The sequence below is a fragment of the Gordonia lacunae genome (assembly GCF_002149015.1).
Taxonomy (GTDB): domain Bacteria; phylum Actinomycetota; class Actinomycetes; order Mycobacteriales; family Mycobacteriaceae; genus Gordonia; species Gordonia lacunae.
Map to the genome: position 1 here is coordinate 56,491 of NZ_NGFO01000015.1, position 22,077 is coordinate 78,567.

18 protein-coding genes and 2 tRNA genes are annotated in these 22,077 nt (G+C 66.7%); 16 read left to right on the plus strand and 4 right to left on the minus strand.

All coding sequences use genetic code 11. The features are described 5' to 3' along the window. Nucleotides 1–118: 118 nt before the first annotated feature. The 4 genes from CA982_RS14130 to fabG all read left to right on the plus strand — a co-directional run bounded on the left by CA982_RS14130 (nt 119) and on the right by fabG (nt 4,490). Nucleotides 119–829: a TetR/AcrR family transcriptional regulator gene (locus CA982_RS14130; RefSeq protein WP_086535946.1), complete on the plus strand. Its 711-nt coding sequence runs from the start codon at nt 119–121 to the stop codon at nt 827–829. Between the two features lie 111 nt (nt 830–940). Beyond that, on the plus strand, nt 941–2,161 hold the full coding sequence (locus CA982_RS14135) for an amidohydrolase family protein (RefSeq protein WP_086535947.1): 1,221 nt from the start codon (nt 941–943) through the stop codon (nt 2,159–2,161). A 92-nt stretch (nt 2,162–2,253) separates the two neighbouring features. Further along, complete coding sequence (locus CA982_RS14140) at nt 2,254–3,597, plus strand: MFS transporter (RefSeq protein WP_208617949.1); 1,344 nt, start codon at nt 2,254–2,256, stop codon at nt 3,595–3,597. Nucleotides 3,598–3,761: 164 nt separating this feature from the next. Continuing rightward, nucleotides 3,762–4,490, plus strand: a complete 729-nt coding sequence (gene fabG, locus CA982_RS14145; protein WP_086535948.1) for a 3-oxoacyl-ACP reductase FabG — start codon at nt 3,762–3,764, stop codon at nt 4,488–4,490. A gap of 258 nt (nt 4,491–4,748) precedes the next feature. On the opposite strand, the gene CA982_RS14150 is transcribed toward fabG, so the two are convergent. Then, on the minus strand, nt 4,749–5,177 hold the full coding sequence (locus tag CA982_RS14150; protein ID WP_086535949.1) for a single-stranded DNA-binding protein: 429 nt from the start codon (nt 5,175–5,177) through the stop codon (nt 4,749–4,751). Nucleotides 5,178–5,334: 157 nt separating this feature from the next. Here CA982_RS14150 and aroQ point away from each other — a divergent pair, with 157 nt between their 5' ends. After that, complete coding sequence (gene aroQ, locus CA982_RS14155; RefSeq protein ID WP_086535950.1) at nt 5,335–5,919, plus strand: gamma subclass chorismate mutase AroQ; 585 nt, start codon at nt 5,335–5,337, stop codon at nt 5,917–5,919. A gap of 13 nt (nt 5,920–5,932) precedes the next feature. Here aroQ and CA982_RS14160 read toward each other — a convergent pair whose 3' ends face one another. After that, nucleotides 5,933–7,957, minus strand: coding sequence for a bifunctional copper resistance protein CopD/cytochrome c oxidase assembly protein (locus CA982_RS14160; protein ID WP_086535951.1), 2,025 nt, complete (start codon nt 7,955–7,957; stop codon nt 5,933–5,935). A gap of 133 nt (nt 7,958–8,090) precedes the next feature. Here CA982_RS14160 and CA982_RS14165 point away from each other — a divergent pair. The 3 genes from CA982_RS14165 (at nt 8,091) to CA982_RS14175 (ending at nt 10,442) form a co-directional block, all read left to right on the plus strand. Then, nucleotides 8,091–8,164 (plus strand) — tRNA-Arg (locus CA982_RS14165). A gap of 179 nt (nt 8,165–8,343) precedes the next feature. Then, on the plus strand, nt 8,344–8,706 hold the full coding sequence (locus CA982_RS14170; protein WP_086535952.1) for a hypothetical protein: 363 nt from the start codon (nt 8,344–8,346) through the stop codon (nt 8,704–8,706). Further along, a complete protein-coding gene (locus CA982_RS14175) occupies nt 8,706–10,442 on the plus strand; it encodes an alpha/beta hydrolase (protein WP_086535953.1) in 1,737 nt (578 codons plus the stop codon). Before CA982_RS14170 ends, CA982_RS14175 begins: the two co-directional genes overlap by 1 nt. On the opposite strand, the gene CA982_RS14180 is transcribed toward CA982_RS14175, so the two are convergent. Next, on the minus strand, nt 10,425–11,744 hold the full coding sequence (locus tag CA982_RS14180) for a uracil-xanthine permease family protein (RefSeq protein WP_086535954.1): 1,320 nt from the start codon (nt 11,742–11,744) through the stop codon (nt 10,425–10,427). The genes CA982_RS14175 and CA982_RS14180 overlap by 18 nt on opposite strands. A 138-nt stretch (nt 11,745–11,882) precedes the next feature. On the opposite strand from CA982_RS14180, the gene CA982_RS14185 reads away from it, so the two are divergent. The 3 genes from CA982_RS14185 (at nt 11,883) to cmrA (ending at nt 15,414) form a co-directional block, all read left to right on the plus strand. Beyond that, complete coding sequence (locus CA982_RS14185) at nt 11,883–12,431, plus strand: PadR family transcriptional regulator (protein ID WP_086535955.1); 549 nt, start codon at nt 11,883–11,885, stop codon at nt 12,429–12,431. Nucleotides 12,432–12,502: 71 nt separating this feature from the next. Further along, nucleotides 12,503–14,566 (plus strand): NADPH-dependent 2,4-dienoyl-CoA reductase, encoded by a 2,064-nt coding sequence (locus CA982_RS14190; RefSeq protein WP_086535956.1) that lies wholly within the window; start codon nt 12,503–12,505, stop codon nt 14,564–14,566. Nucleotides 14,567–14,607: 41 nt separating this feature from the next. Continuing rightward, complete coding sequence (gene cmrA / locus CA982_RS14195) at nt 14,608–15,414, plus strand: mycolate reductase (RefSeq protein WP_086536005.1); 807 nt, start codon at nt 14,608–14,610, stop codon at nt 15,412–15,414. 18 nt (nt 15,415–15,432) lie between these two features. Here the strand turns inward: cmrA and CA982_RS14200 are convergent, their stop codons facing one another. After that, entirely contained in the window at nt 15,433–17,007 is a 1,575-nt protein-coding gene (locus CA982_RS14200) for a helicase HerA-like domain-containing protein (protein ID WP_425269084.1), read from the minus strand. Nucleotides 17,008–17,069: 62 nt separating this feature from the next. On the opposite strand from CA982_RS14200, the gene orn reads away from it, so the two are divergent. The 5 genes from orn (at nt 17,070) to CA982_RS14225 (ending at nt 22,074) form a co-directional block, all read left to right on the plus strand. After that, nucleotides 17,070–17,669, plus strand: coding sequence for an oligoribonuclease (gene orn / locus CA982_RS14205; protein WP_086535957.1), 600 nt, complete (start codon nt 17,070–17,072; stop codon nt 17,667–17,669). A gap of 102 nt (nt 17,670–17,771) precedes the next feature. Then, a tRNA-His gene (locus tag CA982_RS14210) sits at nt 17,772–17,844 on the plus strand. A 174-nt stretch (nt 17,845–18,018) separates the two neighbouring features. Continuing rightward, a complete protein-coding gene (locus tag CA982_RS14215) occupies nt 18,019–18,363 on the plus strand; it encodes a YciI family protein (protein ID WP_086536007.1) in 345 nt (114 codons plus the stop codon). A gap of 3 nt (nt 18,364–18,366) precedes the next feature. Beyond that, nucleotides 18,367–19,674: an RNA polymerase sigma factor gene (locus CA982_RS14220; RefSeq protein WP_086535958.1), complete on the plus strand. Its 1,308-nt coding sequence runs from the start codon at nt 18,367–18,369 to the stop codon at nt 19,672–19,674. Nucleotides 19,675–20,019: 345 nt separating this feature from the next. Then, entirely contained in the window at nt 20,020–22,074 is a 2,055-nt protein-coding gene (locus CA982_RS14225) for a neutral/alkaline ceramidase (protein WP_086535959.1), read from the plus strand. Nucleotides 22,075–22,077: the final 3 nt, after the last annotated feature.

Below are 22,077 nucleotides of genomic sequence, written 5' to 3' on the forward strand. Positions count from 1 at the left end.
CTGCGAAGCTCCAACGTACGACCTCATTCTTGGTCTCGTTCTTGAAATTCAACGTTTGAGCTTAGTTTTCAGCTTCTGAGCTGAATTGTCAAGAGCCGTGCCAAGTACCCTGATCGCCATGACTGCAACGCCCCCACCCCCGCGCCGCGAATCGAGCAAGCGCCGCGAGATGGTCGAGAACGAGATCTACGAAACCGCCGCGCGACTCTTCGCCGACAACGGATACGCGGGCACCAACCTCGGCGACATAGCCGACGCGGTGGGCCTCAACCGCGGATCGCTGTACTACTACGTCAAGCGCAAGGACGACCTTCTGGCCATTCTGGTGCGGGCCGCGACAGGCGACGCCACCGCGGCAATCCGTGAGATCACCTCTCGCACAGACCTCAATGCCGCCGAGAAACTGCATGCCATAGCTCGCGGCAGCGTGACCCGGCAAGCACTTCATCCGCACCGTCTTCGCATGGTGTTGAAATCGGAATCAGATCTCCCAGAGGAGCTGGCCGAAGCTCATGCCCAGGGTCGACGCGCGGTTCTTGACGAGCTCACGAGCGTCCTCGACGAGGGCATGAGAGCCGGCCTGTTTCGTCAAGGCGAGCCAGACGTGGCAGCCCTGGCGTTGATCGGGATGTGGAACTGGATCTCCTGGTGGTTCGATCCAGACGGGAACCGGTCGGTCGAGAGCGTGGCCGAGCAGCTCGCCGACATGGCTGTCGCGGCAGTGACCCGCAGCGAGACCGGACTTGCGATCAATGGCTCATCCACGGAAGCAGTTGTCGCACTGATCAAGAACGACTTGGACCTGCTACTCAGAACCCTCGACGACTAGTACCGACCCTCCGCGCGGAGGCGTCCCCAGCACTCGCGGCCCGACCATTGACAGCGATTCAGCACTACTGTTTGATAATCAGCAGCCTTGTTGAATGTGTCAGGAGTCACCATGCCCCACACCACCGTCTTCGAAGACGTCCGTCTCTTCGACGGAGAGTCAGTTGTCGATCATGCGTTCGTGACCATTCGAGGTCAGAAGATCGACGCCGTCACCGACTACGCCTCATCCCCAACCAACGCTGAGACGGTCAATGGTCGCGGGTGCACGTTGATGCCCGGCCTCATCGACTCGCATGCCCACGCAAAGCCCGGCGCCCTGGAGATGGCACTGTCGTTCGGAGTCACCACGGAGATCGATCTCGGTTCGGATCCGCTCTGGATGGACGATCAACGAGCCGCGGCTCGAACACGAGACGACGTCGCTGATGTCCGATCATCGTCCTTCGGTGCCACCGTTCCGAACGGGCATCCATCCCACTTGATCGGCAGATTCTTTCCACATCCGTTCCCTACTGTCTCAACAGTTGCCGACGCCGGCCCTTTCGTCGAGGAACGCGTCGCGGAGGGCGCAGACTTCATCAAGATGATCATCGAAGACGGCTCCGCACTGAACCGGCCGGCACTACCCGCTCTCCCGCTCGACATCGCAACAGCCCTGGTGGACGCTGCCCACGCACACAACCGCCAGGCTTTTGCTCACGTCACCGCAATCGCCGGTGCTCGCCGAGCCCTTGACGCGGGCATCGATGCCCTTGTCCATCTCTTCTTCGACCAACCAGCCGATGACGTCATCGTCCAACGTATTGTCGACAGCGACGTGTTCGTTGTCCCCACCTTGGTGACACTCGGCGCCTTCTCTGGTGACCGAACCGCTCGGTGGCTCACCGAGGACCCGCGATCAGCCCACCTGCTCACCGAGGAGTGGAAGGCCAACCTGTGTTGCGGCTGGCCTGACAACCCGCACGGTTCTCTACACAACGCACAGACATCTGCTCTGTCGCTCCACCGGGCCGGCGCCCGAGTCCTTGTCGGAACCGACGCAGCCTCAGTCGCTGCACGCGGCACTGCGCACGGCGCCAGCATGCATGACGAACTGCGACTCTTCGTCGACGCCGGCTTCACACCGCTCGAGGCCCTCCGCGCAGCAACCTCCGGCCCCGCCGATGCCTACGGGCTCTCTGATCGCGGCCGAGTGGCCACCGGACTCCAAGCAGACCTCGTACTCGTCGAGGGCGACCCGACGACCTCCATCGACGACACGCTGTCGATCCGCGGGGTATGGCGCCGCGGAACCAAACTCGCCGCCCGCCGCACCCCTATCTCCGCCTAGCACGACACCCCGTTTGATACCGCCGCGCTTCTGACGGGATCTTCTCTGTCTGTCAGAACCGAATTCCCTGCCCATTGGAAGAGAGCTCAACCATGCCCAAAACCGGGCCCAACAACAATCAAATGGCGAAAAGAGCCGCCAGCGCCGCACTCATTGGTACGACAATCGAGTGGTACGACTTCTACATCTATGCCACTGCATCTGCCCTCGTTTTCAACCAAGTGTTCTTTCCATCAATGCCAGCCGGACTCGGACTATTGGCATCATTCACCACATTCTGGGTCGGGTTTCTCGGCCGACCGATCGGAGCGATCTGTTTCGGTCATTTGGGCGACCGATACGGTAGGCGCAAGGTGCTGGTCACAACACTGCTCCTCACAGGAGGGGCCACAACCCTGATCGGGGCCCTGCCCACTGCGGCGGCGATAGGAATCGCTGCGCCCCTCCTCCTCATCGCACTGCGTCTCATCCAGGGCTTCGCACTCGGCGGAGAGTGGGGAGGAGCGGTGCTTATCGCCACCGAGCACGCGGCACCCAACCGGCGAGTGCTGTACGGGACGGCGGCGCAGATGGGTGCCCCTCTTGGACTGTGCCTCTCGCTGGCAGTGTTCGTGCTTCTGTCCGGCTTGTCTGACAGCCAGTTCGCATCGTGGGGATGGCGCCTACCGTTCCTCTCATCCGCGCTGTTGCTCGTAGTCGGCCTTGTGATTCGCCTGCGCATCGATGAGTCGCCAGACATGAAAGAGGTGAAGGAGTCGGGGAAGACGTCTCGCCTTCCAGTTGCGGACCTTCTCCGCTCCCAGGCCGGAACCGTCGCCCTTGCGATTGGCGCTTGCGCCATCGGGGCCACATCAATCGTGTTCAAAACAACATTCGCCTTGAGCTGGGCAACCACGGACCTCAACTACGATCGGTCAACCTTCCTCTCACTCGGCGTGCTCGTGGCAGTAGTGTCCATTGTGGCGATGCCGGCCGGCGCACTCGTTGCGGAGCGTTACGGACTCGTTCGAGTCATCATGTCCGCCCTGGTCTCCGAAGCGGTCATGCTCCCGGTGATGTTCGCGTTCATCGGGACAGGCTCGGTACCCCTTGCGGCCATCGGTATGGGACTGGCGACTATTCCCAACGCAATCTTCTACGGAATCCTGGCAGGCCTGTTGGCCCAGTCATTCCCCGCGCGTTACCGCTACACAGGTATCTCTCTCTCATACCAATTGTGCGGAGCCCTACTTGTGGGGACGACCCCACTGATCGCCGAATTTCTACTTCAACAGACCGGCACCATTGCATCCGTCACAGTCTTCGCTCTGATCCAAGTGGCCCTGAGCGCCGGATGCTCGTGGGTTCTCCTCAAGCGTCGACCTCTTCCCAGTGATTCAGGAGCGCACGACAGCACCCGTCTAGCTGATGCATCGCCCCCGACCGCAACCGCGTAAGCCAATGCCCTACTGGCTGAGCCCCCCCCTTATCTCAGGGTGGTCACACACCCAGAAAGCAGACGCCTGCGTGAACGATGCGACCTTGCGTCACGCGCTGGGCTCACCCCAACAAGCCAAGGGACCTCGGATTGCCCTACTGACAGATTGGAACAGATACGGACATGCTCGAAAACAGGACCGCTGTAATTACCGGCGGGGCACGCGGTATCGGCGCAGAGATCGCACGCGTCTTCGTTGATCACGGCGCGCGAGTTGTGCTCGGCGACCTCGACGAGTCTGCGGCGCAAGAGACTGCGACAAGTCTCCGCGGAGACGCAACAGGAGTTGGGTGCAACGTCGTCGACCCACGCAGTATCGCCTCCATCCTCGAGCGTGCTCGCACCCAGTACGGCAGCGTCGACATCATGGTCAACAACGCCGGGATAGTTCGCGATGCAACCATGCGAACGATGACCGAGAACGACTTCGACGAAGTCATATCGGTCCACCTTCGCGGAACCTGGAACGGTACGCGACTTGCGGCTGGGATCATGCGCGAGAACGGGGGCGGCTCCATCATCAACATGTCGTCGATCTCCGGCAAGGTGGGGTTCGTCGGACAAACCAATTACTCCGCGGCGAAAGCTGGGATCGTCGGGCTGACCAAGGCAGCGGCGAAAGAGGTTGCACACCTTGGAGTTCGCGTGAACGCAATCCAGCCGGGGCTCATCCGCACCTCGATGACCGAAACACTGCCGGCCGAGATCTGGGAACGGAAGATGGGTGAGATACCTATGCAGCGTGCGGGCGACCCAGCAGAAGTCGCTTCCGTCGCGCTCTTCTACGCCTCGAACCTCTCCTCGTACATGACGGGCACCGTCGCGGAGGTCACCGGCGGACGCCATATCTGACCCCCGCCGCCATCGTCTCGTCGTAGGTCCCGGACTCGGTGCACCCGGTCATCCCATTCGTCGGGGCCCGGCGCATCGTCTCCAGCTTCAGCTTGGCGCGCCGGGCCGGCGGCGAACTGCGGATCGGAGATCGGCGCGAACGTCGTCGAGCACGCCGGCGAGGTCCACGGTCACGGTGCGCCTCGAACTCGAGGTCGCACCGGATCGGGTCGAGGCCCGCTACTCCGACGACGGGAACCCCGCTCCACGACCGTCAGGTCATGCCGCCGACTCCTGGGTCGCCGGCGTCGCAGCGATGGCCGGCGCGTCGGCTGCACGCCCCTGGGCGGGTGTGCCCCGATAGGTGACGACACAGCGGCTCAGATCGAGTCCGACGGCCACCGCCGTCATCTCGAGATCGGAACGACGCGACCCGTCGGCCGACGGGTACTCGTTGGTCTTGATCTGGCCGTGCGCCATCACCGGCCGCCCCTTCGCGATCGCCAGACCGACGCCGGTGAGCAGCCGCCGCCAGCAGCTGACGGTGAGATACAGGGTGGGTCCGTCCGTCCACTCGCCGGTGCTCTTGTCGATGCGGCGCGAGGTGCACGCCACGCGGAAGGAGATCACGTCCTCGCCGGTGGTCGTCTGCCGCCGGCGGGGATCGGACACTACGGTTCCGATGACGGTCGTGTACGTCTCAAACATGGTCGTCTCCTACGGGTGTCGGCCACGGGAAGGTGTGGCCGCACCAGCATCACCCCCGACGGCCCCCGCGAACGGTGACGCTCTACGGCTGTGGAGAACCGAGCGGGTTACCCACAGATCGCCGGTGAACCGGGCGCTCGCGTCCTAGGATCGCGGAATGCGTATGCGAGTGTTCCTGGTCGGTCTGGTCGCGGCAGCCATGATGCTGGTGGCCCCGCCCCTCGCGGGCGCGGCGCCGGGCACACAGACCGGGTTGACGGGCCTGACCGACGCGATCGCGGGCCGACTCGCACTGGCCGACACCGTCGCCGCGACCAAGTGGGCCTCTGGCGCGGCCATCGACGACCCGGCACGCGAACAGGTGGTGCTCGACACGGTGTCGCAGCTGGCGCTCGCCCGCGACCTCGATCCCGCCTACGTCCGCAGCGTGTTCCGCGACCAGATCGAGGCGAGCAAGACCGTACAGCGCGGGCTGTTCGCCCGGTGGCGACTGCCCGGTCAGACGGCGCCGCCCGCGACCACGGATCTCGGCCCCGTCCGGACGGCGATCAACGAGTTCACAGTGGCGATCGTCGACGAGCTGGGCGCTGCACGGGGAGTCGTGACGACCCTTCGGTGCCCTCCGGAGCTGGTCGCCGCGACCGGTTCCACCGCTGCCGGGTTCGGCTTCGATCCGCTCCACATCGGCGCTCTGGCCCAGGCCGGGTCGTCGGTCTGCACGGTGTCGACGGGGTCCGACTGAGGCCGGTTGCGGCTCAACCGCGCTTGTTGAGTTCCTTGAGCATCTCGTTGTAGCTGCCGAGGTCGGCATCGTGGTCACGCACCGCGTTGCGGTCGTAGCGTCGTGCCTGCCTGGTGTCGCTGCGCTGCCACTGCACGAACAGTGAGAGCAAGACCACCACGAGCGGGATCTCGCCTGCGGCCCAAGCAATTCCGCCGCCGACGCGCTGGTCGTCGAACAGGTTGTAGTTCCACGGGAGGTTCAGTCCACGGTAATAGGTCTCGGCGATGACCGCGGTGGTCATCATCAGCGCGATGCCGAAGAACGCGTGGAACGGTATCGAGGCCATCACGAGGCCCAGCTTTGCCACCGGTGACACCTGACGCGGCGCCGGGTCGATGCCGATCACCAGCCAGTAGAACAGGTAGCCGCTGATCAGGAAGTGGAGATTCATCAGCAGGTGAGCCGCGTGGTACTGGACGACGGCCTCGTACAGACCGCCCAGATACAGCACGTAGAAGCTGCCGACGAACATGACCGCGGCGATCAGCGGGTGGGTCAGGATCCGGGACGGCGCCGAGTGCACGCCCAGCTGAATCCACTCGCGCGGTCCCGGCGGATTGCCCCGACCCGCCGGCGGCAGCGCACGCAACGCAAGGGTCACCGGGCCGCCGAGCACGAGCAGTACCGGCACCATCATCGACATCAGCATGTGCGCGATCATGTGGATGCTGAACATCGCCGGCGCATAGCGTCCGAATCCCGACGACGTCGCCAGCAACAGCAGCAGACACCCGAGAACCCACGCCACGGTACGGCCGACCGGCCAGGCGTCGCCCCGGCGCTTCAGGCGGATGACGCCGCGCAGGTACACGACGGCGAGGACGATGGCCGCGAGACCGAAGATCAGATCGAAGCGCCACTCGGTGAGAAGGCGGACGAACGTCGGCGGTCCGTCGAGGTCGTACCCGATCGCGTTCTCGGTCGCCGAGATCTCCGCGGTGTCGACGAGGGGCGGCGGCGTACGGCCCAGACCGACGGCGAGCCCGAAGGTCGCCGCGAAGACCGCCAGCTCGACCAGACCGAACCGGACGAACAGCGACGGCTTGGCGTCGGAATCCAGTTGTGCGATGGTCACGCGTCGATGCCAGGCGCCCAACCCGCCGAGGACGACGAGAGCGACCACCTTGGCCACCACGAGGCGGCCGTAGGTGTCGGTGAACAGGTCCCCCAGCGGTACCCGCACCAAGGCGTTGACGACGCCGCTGGCGCCGACGACGAGGATGCACCAGAACGCGACACGGGAGAACCGTCGGACCGCGAGTGCCCGCCACCGTCCGTCGGCGAGGGCGTAGACCACGACGGCGGCGAGGCCGCCGAGCCACAGGGTCGCTCCGATGATGTGCAGGATCAGGCTGTTGGTGGCCACGTCGTGGTTGCCGCCCGACGACGAGTGGCCCGCGAGCGCCGAGGGCATCAGGCTGAACACGGCGAAGGCGATGACCGCGATCGTCGGGCCCCAATGCAGGGTCATCCGCGCGATGATGGCCGCCACCAGCGCGAACACCGCGGTCCAGAACCAGGTGCGCACCTCCGCGACCTGGCTGTACGCGCTCAGGAGATTCGCGGGCCGGATCGCATCGGCGAGCGGTGCCCCACTGACCTCCGACGCCGAGAACGGCATCAGCAAGAGGGCGCAGACAGACCAGGTCAACGCGCTCGCCGCGGCGATACGGATGGCGCGGTAACCCCCGACATCGAGGACGCCACTCGCCTGGGGCGGGACGAAGAACGCGGCGAACACGGCCGAACCGAGTGCGATCGCCGCCGCGAACTCGCCGACCGCGGTCAGCGCCGGTGCGCCGTAGGTGGTCAGCGGCCCCGGATCGGGTACGCCGGTCAGCCGGAGCGCCGACGCGGCGGAGATCGCGGTGACGGCGACAGCGACGATCGCGGCGAGCCAACCCGATGCCCACAGGATCGCGGTGACGACGCCGCGCGGTTCGTTCATCGCGTCGCGATGCTGCTCCGCGGAGGCGGGCGTCGACGTGCGGGTCATCCCTCAACTGTAGGACCGGCAGCTGACGCGATCCCAATTCGACCTGGCCCGCCGTGGCGCACGGCATACCCGCGGCCGTGTCGTAGACTCTCTCTGCCCGGCAACTGGTGTGCGATGTCACGCCCGCCGGTCAGCCTCCGTAGCTCAGGTGGATAGAGCAAGGGCCTTCTAATCCCTAGGTCGCAGGTTCGAGTCCTGCCGGGGGCACTGTGACAGCCTTGCCGGTCTCCGGCCGGTGTGCGCCCACAGCATTGGACAGAGATCTACGTGGGCGCACCCACGTGCCGGTCGCCGACCCCTCGCAACAGGTCGGGAACCGTCGAGGGCACCCCGTGCGTCAAAGTCCTGCACCACCACTTCGGTGGGTCGCGACACCCTGGAGGATCATGACGCTCCCCGGCCCCCTGTCCGGATTTCCGCCGCTGACCCCTGGTCGTCGAGACCAAAACGACTCGGAGAGTTCACTGTTCGGTGTCGACCCCGCCGAGATCCAGGAGATCGCGCGTGCCTGGCGGGCTTCCGGGATCGCGATTCACGCCGCCGACGTCGAGGCGATGGGCGCGGTCATCGGTCCGTCGAGTCGCGTGGTGCGTGCGCTCTCTGCAACAGTCCGCCCCGCGCGCCTGGCGATCGACTCGATCGGCGAACGCCTGACCGCGATGAGTGGGATGCTGCGCACCTTCGACGCCACGACGGCCGCGACCGACGCCCGCTCCGGAGCACTCTTCCACGCGCTCGAGGACCGCTGATGCGGCCGACCATCTCGCAGTTGCGCGCGTGGAGTCCGCAGTCGTTCGCTGACACCGGATCCGCGGCGGCCACCGTCGCGGAGTCCCTCGACACCGGCATCGGCACCGCGGTTCGCGCCTTCGATTCCGCGTCGTCGTGGTCGGGTGTCGCCCATGATGCAGCGCACCGGGTCATCTGGGCGGAGCACGACCACGCGGGCGAGGTACGCAACGTGCTGCACATGGTCGCCGACGAAGCGACCGACGCCGGCGCCGACCTCTGCCACGCCCGCGCCTTCGTGCTGGGCGTCGTCCGAGGAGCCGAGGGGCTGGGCTTCACCGTCTTCGACGACGGCACGGTCACCCACCCCGACACCGAACTCGCGGGCCAGGCCGCCCTTCTCGCGGACTCCGTTTCCGATGCGCTCGACACCGTCGACTTCCTCGACGAACGCTACGGCGAACGGCTCGAGGGTCTCGCCGCGGATCTCACGTCGATGATCACCGGCCAGCCCGATGTTCGGCTCCCGGGCGGTACGGCATCCGACGCCGACTCCGTCGTCCGCATGCTGGAGACGCTGACACCGACACGAGTCCGCGACGTCGTCGAACAGATGAGTTCCGACGACGTCCGGCGACTCATCCAGGCGAACCCACACGTCGTCGGGAACCTGCCGGGTGTCCCGTTCGCCATCCGGGCTCAAGCCAACGAGATCAACATCCGCAACGCACTCGCCGCCGAGAACCGGGCCGGCCGCGGACAGGGACGCCGAGCTCGGACTCTGCGAGGACTACTCGAGCCCGTGCGCCAACCGAACGTCGACGCAACACGCCGCGGCGACGACGGCCTCGTCGAGCGAACCTTCATCACCTTCGTCAACACGCCGCGGGGGCGCATGGTCGAGATGATCGGTTCGTTGGGGCCCGGCACCGCGAACACCGCGGTCTACGTTCCTGGCACAGGCACGAGCCTCGACACCGCGGTCGGCCGCAACCGCACCGCGGCAACCGAACTCGCGACCCGTACAGGCGGCCCGGTGTTTCTCTACCTGGACGGAGACCTCCCTCCCGATCTGCGCACCGCGGCGAGTACCGGCTTCGCCGCCGCGATGGCGCACCGTCTAGCACTGTTCGGTTCCGAACTCGACACCGAGATCGCGGGCCGCGCGCCCGGGACGACCACCACCTACATCGGCCACAGCTACGGCGGGTCGGTCGTGGGCTCGGCCGAACAACTGGGCCTGGCACCGGACCGGGTCATCTACGCGTCGTCGGCGGGCACCGGAATCTACGACACCCCGCATCCCGCGGGCGTCGATCGCTTCTCACTGACCTTTCCCGGCGACCCGATCCACTACGTGCAGTCCCTCCCCGGCAACCCCCACGGCCACGACCCCGACACCGCGCCCGGCGTGATCAGGCTCGACACCGGCACGGTCGACGTCCACGAACACCCAGTCGACGCAGACGGACGCACAGTCGACGGAAGTGGACGCACGGTCGACGGGGGCCTGGTCACCCACGGCGCCTACTGGAACGATCCGGAGTCCACGGCCTTCCAGAACATGGTGAAGGTCATCGTCGGCGCCGAACCCGACCTCTACGTGCCGCGTAAACCCGATGTCGCCGAGCTTCCTCCACCGCCTCTCGGTGCGCCCGCTCCGCTGTGGTGGCTCTATCTGTTCAACGATCATGCCGACGGCGACATCGATCTGCCGGGCCCGATCCCCGACATCCCGTTACGGCTGCCGTGGTGACTGCCCGTCGCGGCCGACGTCGACCGTCCCCCGCCATCCGCCGATGAGGCGCATCGAGTGGTAGATGACCAGCGCCGCGACCGATCCCAGCGAGATGCCGGCGAAAACGAGATCGCCGACCTGCCAGGTGTAGTCGGCGATGCCGATGATGAGCGGGATCGCCGCGGTGAACTGGTTGATCGGCTTGGAGAAATCGACCTTGTTGCTCACCCAGATCTGCACACCGATGACGCCGACCAGACCGTAGAGGGCGGTCGTGACACCGCCGAGCACGCCGGGCGGTATCGCGGCGATCACGGCGCCGACCTTGGGCGACAGCCCGAGCACGATCGCGGCGGCACCGGCCACCCAGTAGGCCGCCGTGGAGTAGACCTTGGTCGCCGACATGACGCCGATGTTCTCGGCATAGGTCGTCGTGGCCGAGCCGCCGCCGCTGCCCGCCAGCATGGTGGCGACGCCGTCCGCGGCCAGCGCGCGACCCATGGTGGCGTCGTAGTCCTTGCCGGTCATCATCGCCACCGACTTCACGTGGCCGATGTTCTCGACGACGAGCACCAGGACGACGGGAAGGAACAGTGGCAGAACACCCAGATCGAAAGTGGGCGTCTGGAAGTCTGGCAGACCGACCCACGCCGCGTCGCCGATGCCGGAGGTGTCGATGTAGTCGTTGTCGCTGTCGATCCGATCGAGGATCAGCGCGAGGACATAACCGACCACGACGCTCACGAAGATCGCGAGCCGTCCGAGCAACCCACGGAACAGGACCGCGGAGGCCACCAGCAGCACCAGCACGATTGTGGCGAGTACGGGGTCCTCGACGAAGTTGTTCTTGGCCGCCGGTGCGAGATTGAGACCGATGAGAGCGACGATCGCGCCGGTCACCACCGGCGGCATCAAGGTCTCGATCCACCGGACACCGGCGAAATGACTGATGAGTCCGATGACGACGAGCATCGCGCCGACCGCGACGAGCCCGCCCAGCGCCGAGGACGCACCGTCGGAGGCGACTGCGGCCGTCACCGGCGCGATGATCGCGAAGCTCGAACCCAGATAGCTGGGCAGGCGGTTGCGGGTGATCAGCAGGAACAGGATCGTGCCGACGCCCGAGAAGAAGAGCGTCGTCGACGGCGGGAACCCGGTCAGAACCGGCACCAGGAACGTCGCACCGAACATGGCGACCACATGTTGCAGACCGATGCTGATCGTGCGAGGCCAGGTCAATCGCTCCTCGGGTGCCACCACCGCGTTGTCGGTCAGCTTCCACGACAGCAGATTCAGAGACCTCGTCTCCGGTTCACTCATGCCGAACAGTGTGCGGCACGGAGGTCACCGACGCCTCACTTCGGGTCCGCGCCCCCGGGGCTCACTCGAGATCGATATGCAACTCGACTCATATACACCTTGTTGCATAGTGCGTCGTTGCAGTGTTAGCTTGCTCTCATGGCGCTCGAACACGCGATTCTGGTGTCGCTGGCCGAGCGACCCGGAACCGGCTATGAGATCGGTCAGCAGTTCGATCGCAGCATCGGCTACTTCTGGTCGGCCACGCATCAGCAGATCTACCGGACGCTCAAGAAGCTCCTGGACGACGAGCTGGTCAGCGTCGAATCGATCAGCCAGGACGGTCGCCCGGACAAGAAGGTCTATACGATCTCCGATGCCGGTCGTGACGCACTCGCCGACTGGGCGATGAGTCCGACTCCGCTGCAACCGCTTCGCAGTGACATCGGCGTGAAGTTGCGGGCCGCGGAGTTCGGCGACCTCGCCGCGATCATCGGCGAACTCAAGGCACACCGCGACGAACATCTCGCGCAACTCGCGCTCTACACCGGCTTCCAGGCCGACTACTACCCCGATCCCGACGCCCTCACCGGCCGCAAACTGCACCAGTATCTCGTCCTCCGCGGCGGTATCCGCCAGGAGCAGGGCTACATCGAATGGTGCGACGAGGTCATCCACGGTCTCGAACGCGAACTGTCCGAGAGCTGACTTCGCAACTCCCCCGGTCCACGAACACCGCCCACCGACCACCCAGGTTCACCGAGATGAAAGGTCGCGCCATGTCAGCCCCGACGGCACAACCGAACCAGCACTATCCGCACCTCTTCACGCCCTTGCAGATCGGCGGCATGACCATCGAGAACCGATTGGTCATGGGGTCGATGCACACCGGTCTCGAAGATCGGTTCTGGGACACCGACAAGCTGGCCGCGTACTTCGCCGAGCGGGCCAAAGGTGGTGCGGGACTGATCATCACCGGCGGATTCGGTACCAGTCGGACCGGCCTGCTCGCGTTCGCCGGCGGCAAGATGACCAACGTCGTCGACATGACCCGCCACAAGCGCGTGACCAAAGCCGTGCACGACGAGGGCGGCAAGATCGCGATGCAGCTGATCCACGCCGGGCGCTACGGCTACACACCGTTCAAGGTCGCACCCGGTACCGATCCGTCGCCGATCCATCCGTTCAAGCACCTCAAGATGACCGAGCCGATCATCCGCCACGTCATCAAGTCGTTCGGCCAGTCCGCCAAGCTCGCGCGCAAGGCCGGTTACGACGCCATCGAGATCATGGGCGGCGAGGGCTACCTCATCAACCAGTTCCTCTGCCCGCACACCAACGACCGCACCGACAAATGGGGCGGCACCACCGAGAACCGCCAGCGTTTCCTGGTCGAGGTCATCAAGGAGATCCGCCGACAGGTCCCCCGCGACTACCCCGTCATCCTGCGCCAGTCGATCGCCGACCTGATCCGCAAGGGACAGACCTGGGACGAGGTCGCACTGATGGCCCGCAAGGCCGAGCAGTACGGCGTCGACGCGATCAACACCGATATCGGTTGGCACGAGGCGCAGGTCCCGACGATCGTCACCTCGGTGCCGCGTGGCGCGTTCGTGAAGTTCACCGAACGCCTCCGCGACGAGGTGTCGATCCCGCTGATCGCGGCCAACCGCATCAACACCCCCGAGCTCGGCGAGGAGATCCTCACCAACGGACGGGTCGACGCCATCCAGATGGCCCGCCCGTTCCTCGCCGATCCCCACCTGGCGAACAAGGCCCGAGAGGGCCGGTCCGACGAGATCAACACCTGCATCGGCTGCAACCAGGCCTGCCTCGACCACGCCTTCGTCGGCAAACACGTCTCGTGCCTGGTGAACCCGATCGCCGGCCGCGAGACCACGTTGATCCTGGGTCCGACGCGAAAGGCCAAGCGCGTGGCCGTGATCGGTGCGGGGCCGGCCGGCCTGTCGGCCGCCGTGGCCGGTGCTCAGCGCGGCCACAAGGTCACCTTGTTCGAGGGCGGTGACTCGATCGGCGGCCAGTTCTCCATCGCCGCACGGATTCCCGGCAAGGAGGAGTTCAAGGAGACGATCCGTTATTTCACCCGCCAGATCGAGGTGCTCGGCATCGAGGTCCGGCTCAACACCCGTGCCGACGCCGACACGATCATCGCCGAGAGGTTCGACGACGTGATCGTCGCGACCGGCGTCGTGCCGCGCATCCCGAGCTTCCCCGGCGTCGATCATCCGATGGCGATGTCGTACGCCGAGGCCGTGCTCGGGCACCGGGAGATCGGCAAGCGGGTGGCCGTGATCGGAGCCGGCGGTATCGGTTTCGACGTCAGCGAGTTCCTCACGACCGACGAGTCGCCGACCCTGAATCTCAAGGAATGGGAACAGGAGTGGGGTGTCACCGAGGACCCGGAGAAGCCCGGATTCGTCACCAAACCGCGGCCCCTCCCTCCGGTGCGCCAGGTCTATCTGGTCCAGCGCAAGGCCGGCAAGCAGGGCAAGTCGCTCGGCAAGACCACCGGCTGGGTGCATCGCGCGACGATGAAGATGAAGGGCGTCGAGCAGATCAGCGGCGCGACCTACGACAAGATCGACGACCAGGGACTGCACCTGAGCTTCCGCGACGACGAGGGCAACGTCACCGACACCCGCGTGCTCGAGGTCGACAACGTGGTGATCTGCGCGGGCCAGGAGTCGGTTCGCGATCTCGTCGACCCGCTGACCTTGGCCGGCGTCACCACGCACGTCATCGGCGGCGCCGACTACGCGGGCGAGCTGGACGCCAAGCGTGCGATCCGCCAGGGCACCGAGGTCGCCGCGGGTATCGACTGACGGTCGGCCTCGGCGTGAGAGGCGGCGGTTACCATTGCGACATGCCGGTACCGCCGCCCTCCGCCACCGCCCGTGCCGTCGTCACCGGCGCCTCGTCCGGGATCGGACGAGAACTCGCCCGCGCGTTGGCCGCTCGGGGCCATTCGGTGATCCTCGTCGCCCGTCGCGGTGAACTCCTCGAAGAGCTCGCGGGCGAACTGCGGACGGCCCATGACGTCTCGGTCGAGGTGCGTGCCGTCGACCTGTCCGACCCGACGAAGGTCGAGGTACTCGCGGCCGAGTTCGCCGGTCGCGAGGTCTCGATCCTCTGCAACAACGCAGGCATCGCGACATTCGGCCCGGTCGCCGACCTCGACCCCGACCACGAACGCGCGCAGGTCCGGCTGAACGTCAACGCCGTCCACGACCTCACGCTGGCGGTGCTGCCGCAGATGGTGAAGCGTGGCTCGGGCGGCATCCTGATGGTCGGGTCCGCAGCGGGCAACATGCCGATCCCCAACAACGCGACCTACGCGGCGTCGAAGGCGTTCGTGAACAGCTTCAGCGAGTCCCTGCGCGGCGAGGTGTCCGCGCAGGGCGTGCACGTCACCCTGCTCGCGCCCGGACCGGTGCGCACGCACACTCCCACCCCCGACGAGGCGTCCGTCGTCGACAAGGTCGTCCCGGACTTCCTGTGGCACTCCTCGGCCAAGGTCGCCGAGATGAGTCTGGACGCGTTGGCGCACAACAAGATGCGCGTCGTTCCCGGCACTCTGTCGAAGGCGATGTCGGTCGCCGGCGGGTACACACCGCGCGGCGTGGTGGCACCGATCGTCGGCGGGTTCTACCGCAAGTTCAGCGCCGAATAGGAGTCGGTCCGGCGCCAATCAGCGCCGCCGGCGACGCCCCGTGCCGAAGATCGCTCGGCTGAACTCTCGTCCGGCCGCGCTCGCCGCCGAGCGTAGGAAACTCTGCATCGGTTTGCTCGTCAGCACCTCGGTGAGGAGTCCCGGCTCCTCCGCCTCCGGGGCCGGCTTCGGCGGCGCGGGTGTCGGCACCGGTGTCGGTGTCGGCGCAGGTGCATCGGCGGGCTCACCCGGCGCCAAAGTGTTGGCAGCGAGGATCTCGTAGGCAGATTCCCGGTCGATGGGCGTGCCGTACTTCGTATACAACGGTCCGGCCTTGGCCGCCGAGGTGACGGCATCGGCGCCGATCGCCTCCATCGCGGATCGGGGCGCGCGGACCACCGTCCACGCGACCGGGGTCGGCGCGCCGCGCTCGGACAGCACCGTCACGATCGCCTCACCCGTACCGAGCGAGGTCAGCGCCTGCTCGAGGTCATAGACCTCCGACACCGGGTAGGTCTTGACGGTCGTGCGCAGCGCCTTCTGGTCGTCGGGGGTGAAGGCCCGCAGCGCGTGCTGGATCCGAGCACCCAGCTGGGACAGCACCTCGTTGGGGATGTCCGTCGGCAGCTGGGAACAGAAGAAGACGCCGATGCCCTTCGACCGGATGAGTTTGACGGTCTGGACGACCTGGTCCACGAAGGCTTTCGACGCATCGTCGAACAACAGATGCGATTCGTCGAAGATGAAGACCAGCTTGGGTTTGTCGAGGTCGCCCACCTCGGGCAGGAACTCGAACAGATCCGCCAGAATCCACATGAGGAAGGTGGAGAAGAGCGCGGGGCGGGCCGCCTGGGTGCCGAGCTCGAACAGCGTGATGATGCCGCGCCCGTCGGGCGCCGTCCGGATGAGGTCGGCGGGATCGATCTCGGGTTCGCCGAAGAACGTGTCACCGCCGTCGGCCTCGAGATTCGACAGCGCACGCAGGATCACGCCGGCGGTCTGCCGCGACACCCCGCCGATTCCCTTCAGTTCGGCCTTGCCCTCGTCGCTGGTGAGGAAGGCGATGACCGACCGCAGATCCTTCAGATCGAGAAGCGGCAAGGCCTTCTTGTCTGCCCAGTGGAAGATCAGACCCAGCGTCGATTCCTGAGTGGCGTTGAGCCCCAACACCTTACTGAGCAGAATGGGTCCGAACGAGGTGATGGTCGCGCGGATCGGTACCCCGATCCCCTCCGCACCCAGCGAGACGAATTCGACGGGGTGCGCTGCCGGTTGCCAGTCGTCGCCGGTCTGCTGTGATCGTTCGGCGATCTTGTCGTTGCCCACGCCCGCCCGGCTGAGTCCCGACAGGTCACCCTTGATGTCGGCCATCACGACGGGAACGCCGTTGCTCGACAGTTGCTCGGCGATCAGCTGCAGGGTCTTGGTCTTCCCGGTCCCGGTCGCGCCCGCGACGAGACCATGCCGGTTCATCATCGACAACGGGATCCGGACCTTCGCCGCGGGATCCACCTGCCCCGACACCGAGACGGCGCCCAGTTCGAGTGCGGTGGTGGTGAACGCGTATCCGGCGGCGATGCCCTGGGCGGGACTGGAGGCTTCGGTCACGAGCACACGATAGCCCGCGGGCACCGATCTCCCGCGGTTCCGCGCGCGAGGTTGGCTAAGGTTGTCGGGTGCAGGACAAACTGGTGTGGATCGACTGCGAGATGACCGGACTCCGTCTCGACTCGGACAAACTCATCGAGATCGCGGCCCTCGTGACCGACAGCGACCTCAACATCCTCGGCGACGGCGTCGACGTCGTGATCCACGCCGACGATGCCGCCCTGGCGTCGATGCCGGACGTGGTGACCAAGATGCATGCGGCCTCGGGTCTCACCGAGGAGGTGCGGGCATCCACCGTGACCCTCGCCGAGGCGGAGAAGCTGGTCCTGGACTACATCCGCACGCACGTCACCACCCCCGGAGCGGTACCCCTGGCCGGCAACTCGATCGCCACCGACCGCGGCTTCATCACCCGGGACATGCCCGAACTCGACGCCTACCTGCACTACCGCATGGTGGACGTCAGCTCGATCAAGGAGCTGTGCCGACGCTGGTATCCGAAGGTCTACTTCGGCCAGCCGGAGAAGGGTCTCGCGCACCGGGCGCTCGCCGACATCCGCGAGTCGATCCGCGAGCTGCGCTATTACCGCGCGGCAGCCTTCGTGCCCGCCCCCGGCCCGGACACCGACGCCCTCGCCGAGATCGTCAAGGACCTCGGCCCCGCGTGAACACGCTGGTCGGGTAACCGATTGGAGTTCTGCGGCACCGACCCGCTAGAGTGTTGATGGCTCTGAGACCCGGCGCTGACGCCCAGGTTTCCGACGCCGATGGTGGATGTAGTTCAGTTGGTAGAGCACCAGGTTGTGATCCTGGCTGTCGCGGGTTCGAGTCCCGTCATCCACCCCGACGAAGCCCCGTCTGCGATCCGCAGGCGGGGCTTTTTCATGCCCGCAACTTTTTCCCGCGGTGCTGTCGATACCCGGTCTCGCCATACGTCACCATGGTGTCGGACCGGTCCGGTTCGGCACCGTGGCCACCTCGGCACAGCCGTGCAGTGGGTCGAGAACTGGAGGAATGATGAAGTACGCATTGCTGCTCATGGGACATGTGAACGATCCGGCGTGCGGCGCGGAGGGCGGCGCCAGTCCCGAGGAGTTCTTCGCCTTCGACGAGGAGATCACCAAGGCCGGCGTCGTGGTCAGCTCGTTCGCGCTGGAGGACGAGCGCGCGGTCGTGCACACCGACGACAGCGGTGAGCGGGTGGTCGCGTCGGCGGGACCGTTCGCGGAGGTGCGAGAGTTCGTCGGCGGGGTGTACGTCATCGACGTCGCGAACGTCGACGAGGCGATCGAGTGGGCCCGACGCAGCCCCGGCTCGGCGCGCGGCGGCCACGTCGAGATCCGGCCGCTCGCACCCTACTGAGCGATGACGAGTTCCCCGCATCGTCCGGCGGTCACGGAGTCCACGGAGTCCGTGACCCGCCGGACGGCGTCCGGCGTCGATCGGGACGTCCGCGCGCGTGTACTCGCGACGCTCACGAGAAAGTTCGGCGACCTCGATCTCGCGGAGGACGCGGTGCAGGACGCGATCGCACAGGCGCTGACCACCTGGCCCCGGAGTGGCGTCCCGGACTCACCCGAGGCGTGGCTGACGACGACGGCCAAGCGCAAGGCACTCGACGTCATCCGTCGTGAGTCCGTCCTCGCCGGAAAGCTCGCCCGGCTGCACGCCGAAGCCGAACGCGCGCCGGCGCATCCGGACTTCGCGGACCCGGCCGACTCCCCTCCGCCGGGACTGCCCGACGAACGACTCGGCATGTTCTTCGCCTGCACCCATCCGGTGTTACGCGCCGACGACCGGATCGCGCTCACCCTGCGGTTCGTCGCCGGGCTGACCACCGCGGAGGTCGCGCACGCCCTGCTGATCGGAGTCCCGACTGCCCAGCAGCGAATCGTGCGCGCCAAGAAGCGGATCGGCGCGCTGGGAGTTCCGTTCACCCCGCCGCGCGACGATGACCTCCCCACCCGGCTCGGCGGGGTTCTGCGCGTGGTCTACCTGATGTTCTCCGAGGGTTTCGCCCGCTCGACCGGAGACGCACACGTCCGCGACGATCTCACCGACGAATCCGTCACCCTCGCGCGAACCCTGCGCACACTGCTCCCCCGCGCCGAGACGACCGGGTTGCTCGCCTTGCTGCTGCTCACCCAGGCCCGCCGACCGGCGCGACTCGACGCCGCCGGTCGACCCGTTCCGCTGGCCGACCAGGAGCGCGCGCTCTGGGATCAGACCCTGCTCACCGAGGGAGTCGCGCTCGCCGAAAGCGCTGCGGCACAGCCAGATGCAGGTCCGTACACGATCCAGGCGGCGATCGCCGCGGTGCATGCCGAGGCACGCACGGCGGACGAGACCGACTGGGCGCAGATCGCGGTCCTGTACCGGCTGCTCGAGGACCATGATCCCGGGCCGGTGGTGCGCGTGGGTCGGGCCGTCGCCGTCGGTCGCGCCTACGGCGCAGAACGCGGTATCGCGATGCTCGACCGGTTGCAGTCGGACAGACAACTCGACCGGTTCCGGCCGTTCCACATCGCCCGGGCGCTCACGCTCGCCGAACTGGGCGACCACGGCGGCGCGGCCGACGCATACCGCCGAGCACTCGACCTGCCCGGCAATGTCGCCGAGGACGATTATCTGGCCGACGCACTCGCCGGACTCCGGTCGAGCCCGCAGATGTAGTGCGTCGTTGCTCCTGGCGCAACGAAGAGCTACATCTGGCCCGTCGTCTCGTTGGTCGCACCCGACCGGGGACCTTGGACCTCAAAAGTCCCCGAAGCCCGGCGCATGAGCATGTGGCGCAGTAACGTCCACCCCATGCCTTCCTACTGGGTCATGCCTGCCGTCGCGCTGATCTCGTGCATCATCATCGGGATCGGGTTCATTCTCGGAATCCCCGGCGGCGGCGACAAGGACTGAGGTCGGACGCCTCTGACGAGGCACGATCACACGGCCGCACCGTCGGGGTGCGTGCCGCGATGACACCGGACGTCTGGCGGTGTCATCCGACGCCCGGAAGGACGCCACGTGGACCTCACACGCAGACAGTGGATCGCCGGTGCCGCCACGACCGCCGCAGGTGCAGCGCTCGGCGGCACTCTCGCCGCGGGCCAGACCACCGCATCCCCTGCCGACTCGACGAACCATCTCGTCGGCTGCGGGATCGCCGATGTCACCGGCGCGATCGCCGGGCAGGGCATGATGGGCTACTCCAACCCCGAGCAGGTGGCGGCCGGGCTCCTGCAGCGCTGCTGGGCGCGGGCCTACATCGTCGTCGACCGTGCCACCGGCAAGCGTGTCGTCTTCCTCACCGCCGACCTCGCCTGCCTCTTCCAATCGCACCACATGGGCCTGATGGCGAAGCTGCGCAAGCGGTTCGGGTCGCTCTACACCGAGTCGAACGTGAACCTGAACGCACAACACACCCACGCCTCGTGCGGTGGCACGTCCTGGGACTACGCCTACTCGCTGGCCGCGTTCGGCTTCAAGAAGAACTCCTACGACGCCGAGGTCGACGGCATGTTCGCGGCCATCGTCCGCGCGCACGACAATCTGGCGCCGGGCTCGCTCACGATCGGCCGCGAGGAACTGCACGACGCCAGCCGCAACCGGTCCCGAGTCGCGTTCGACGCGAACCCGTCGTCGGACAAGCTCCACTTCCCCAACGCGATCGACCCGCAGGTCACGGTGCTCCGACTGCGGCAGCACGACGGTTCCGGTGGCCGGGACGTCGGCGCGATCACGTGGTTCCCGACCCACGGCACGTCCCTCACCGACCGCAACGTCCTCATCGCCGGCGACAACAAGGGCTACGCGAGCCACCTGTGGGAGCGTGCGCAACCAGGATTCGTCGCCGCGTTCCCGCAGACCAATTCCGGTGACATGACACCGAACCTCGCGCTGACCCGGTTCCATCCGAGCGGCCCGACCTCGAACAACCGACGGAACTGCGAACTCATCGGCGAGCGTCAGTTCGTCGCGGGCCGGCGGGCGTTCGACGCCGCCCGCCCGATGACGCGGGGCGGCGTCGACTCGATCGTGCGGTACGTCGACATGTCGGCGGTCTCGATCTCGGGCACCTACACGCCCGACGGGCGGCCGGCCTCGACCACTCCCGCGATGATGGGTGCCGGCGCGGTGGCGACCAGCAGCGAGGACAACTACGAGCAGCCGCTCCCCTTTCTCGTCGAGGGCATGACCAATCCCCTCGTCACCGCCCTGGGTGGTGACCGCGTCCCGCCGGTCGCGCCGTGGATGCGAGACATGCAGGCGCCCAAGCTGATCGCATTCCCACTCGGCCTGTTGCCGCCGTCGGGCTGGGTTCCGTCGGTGGTACCGCTGCAACTCATGCGGATCGGCGAGATCGTGCTCGTCGGCGTGCCGGCCGAGGTGACCGTCGTGGCCGGTCTGCGGCTTCGGCAGGTGGTCGCCGACGAACTGCGCATCGACCTCGACAACGTTCTCGTGCAGGGGTTCGCGAATGCCTACACCCAATACGTCACGACGCCCGAGGAATACGACCTGCAGCAGTACGAGGGCGGCGAAACCCAGTACGGCCGGTACACGCTGTCGGCGTATCTCCAGGAATTCGCCGCACTCGCAGCGGCCATGTCGGCCGGTCGCGGGAACGGGCGCGGTCCGGCGCCGGTCGACAAATCGGGTCTGCAGCCCGATCTGGTGCCACCGGTCCCCGCCGACCGTCCCATGGCGGGACACGGCTACGGCGACGTACTGCGTCAGCCCGACGCCACATACCGCCCCGGCTCGGCGGTGACGGTGCAGTTCGTCGGAGCACACCCCAACAACGACTTCCGGCATGGCCGGACCTACCTGGAGGTGCACCGCCGCACCAGAGACGGGTGGACGACGGCCGCCGACGACAACGACTGGTCCACGGAGTTCCGGTGGGCGCGACCCGCCGGCAGCCCGGACACCTCGCGCATCACCATCACCTGGCGATCACCCGCGGATGCGTCCGGGGTGTACCGCATCCGCTACTTCGGGGACCGCCGGGACGCGAGCGGGTCGACGAGCCCCGTCACCGGCACGAGCCGCACGTTTCTGGTCACCGCCGCACGCTGAGCG

What these genes read in the sequence shown, in the direction of transcription:
- CA982_RS14215 (WP_086536007.1), top strand. Translation starts at nt 18,019, where the DNA reads ATGAAGTACGCATTGCTGCTCATGGGACATGTGAACGATCCGGCGTGC.
- aroQ (WP_086535950.1), top strand. Translation starts at nt 5,335, where the DNA reads ATGCGTATGCGAGTGTTCCTGGTCGGTCTGGTCGCGGCAGCCATGATG.
- CA982_RS14135 (WP_086535947.1), top strand. Translation starts at nt 941, where the DNA reads ATGCCCCACACCACCGTCTTCGAAGACGTCCGTCTCTTCGACGGAGAG.
- CA982_RS14160 (WP_086535951.1), bottom strand. Translation starts at nt 7,957, where the DNA reads ATGACCCGCACGTCGACGCCCGCCTCCGCGGAGCAGCATCGCGACGCG.
- CA982_RS14175 (WP_086535953.1), top strand. Translation starts at nt 8,706, where the DNA reads ATGCGGCCGACCATCTCGCAGTTGCGCGCGTGGAGTCCGCAGTCGTTC.
- cmrA (WP_086536005.1), top strand. Translation starts at nt 14,608, where the DNA reads ATGCCGGTACCGCCGCCCTCCGCCACCGCCCGTGCCGTCGTCACCGGC.
- CA982_RS14170 (WP_086535952.1), top strand. Translation starts at nt 8,344, where the DNA reads ATGACGCTCCCCGGCCCCCTGTCCGGATTTCCGCCGCTGACCCCTGGT.
- CA982_RS14150 (WP_086535949.1), bottom strand. Translation starts at nt 5,177, where the DNA reads ATGTTTGAGACGTACACGACCGTCATCGGAACCGTAGTGTCCGATCCC.
- CA982_RS14130 (WP_086535946.1), top strand. Translation starts at nt 119, where the DNA reads ATGACTGCAACGCCCCCACCCCCGCGCCGCGAATCGAGCAAGCGCCGC.
- CA982_RS14180 (WP_086535954.1), bottom strand. Translation starts at nt 11,744, where the DNA reads ATGAGTGAACCGGAGACGAGGTCTCTGAATCTGCTGTCGTGGAAGCTG.
- CA982_RS14220 (WP_086535958.1), top strand. Translation starts at nt 18,367, where the DNA reads ATGACGAGTTCCCCGCATCGTCCGGCGGTCACGGAGTCCACGGAGTCC.
- CA982_RS14190 (WP_086535956.1), top strand. Translation starts at nt 12,503, where the DNA reads ATGTCAGCCCCGACGGCACAACCGAACCAGCACTATCCGCACCTCTTC.
- CA982_RS14185 (WP_086535955.1), top strand. Translation starts at nt 11,883, where the DNA reads ATGGCGCTCGAACACGCGATTCTGGTGTCGCTGGCCGAGCGACCCGGA.
- CA982_RS14140 (WP_208617949.1), top strand. Translation starts at nt 2,254, where the DNA reads ATGCCCAAAACCGGGCCCAACAACAATCAAATGGCGAAAAGAGCCGCC.
- fabG (WP_086535948.1), top strand. Translation starts at nt 3,762, where the DNA reads ATGCTCGAAAACAGGACCGCTGTAATTACCGGCGGGGCACGCGGTATC.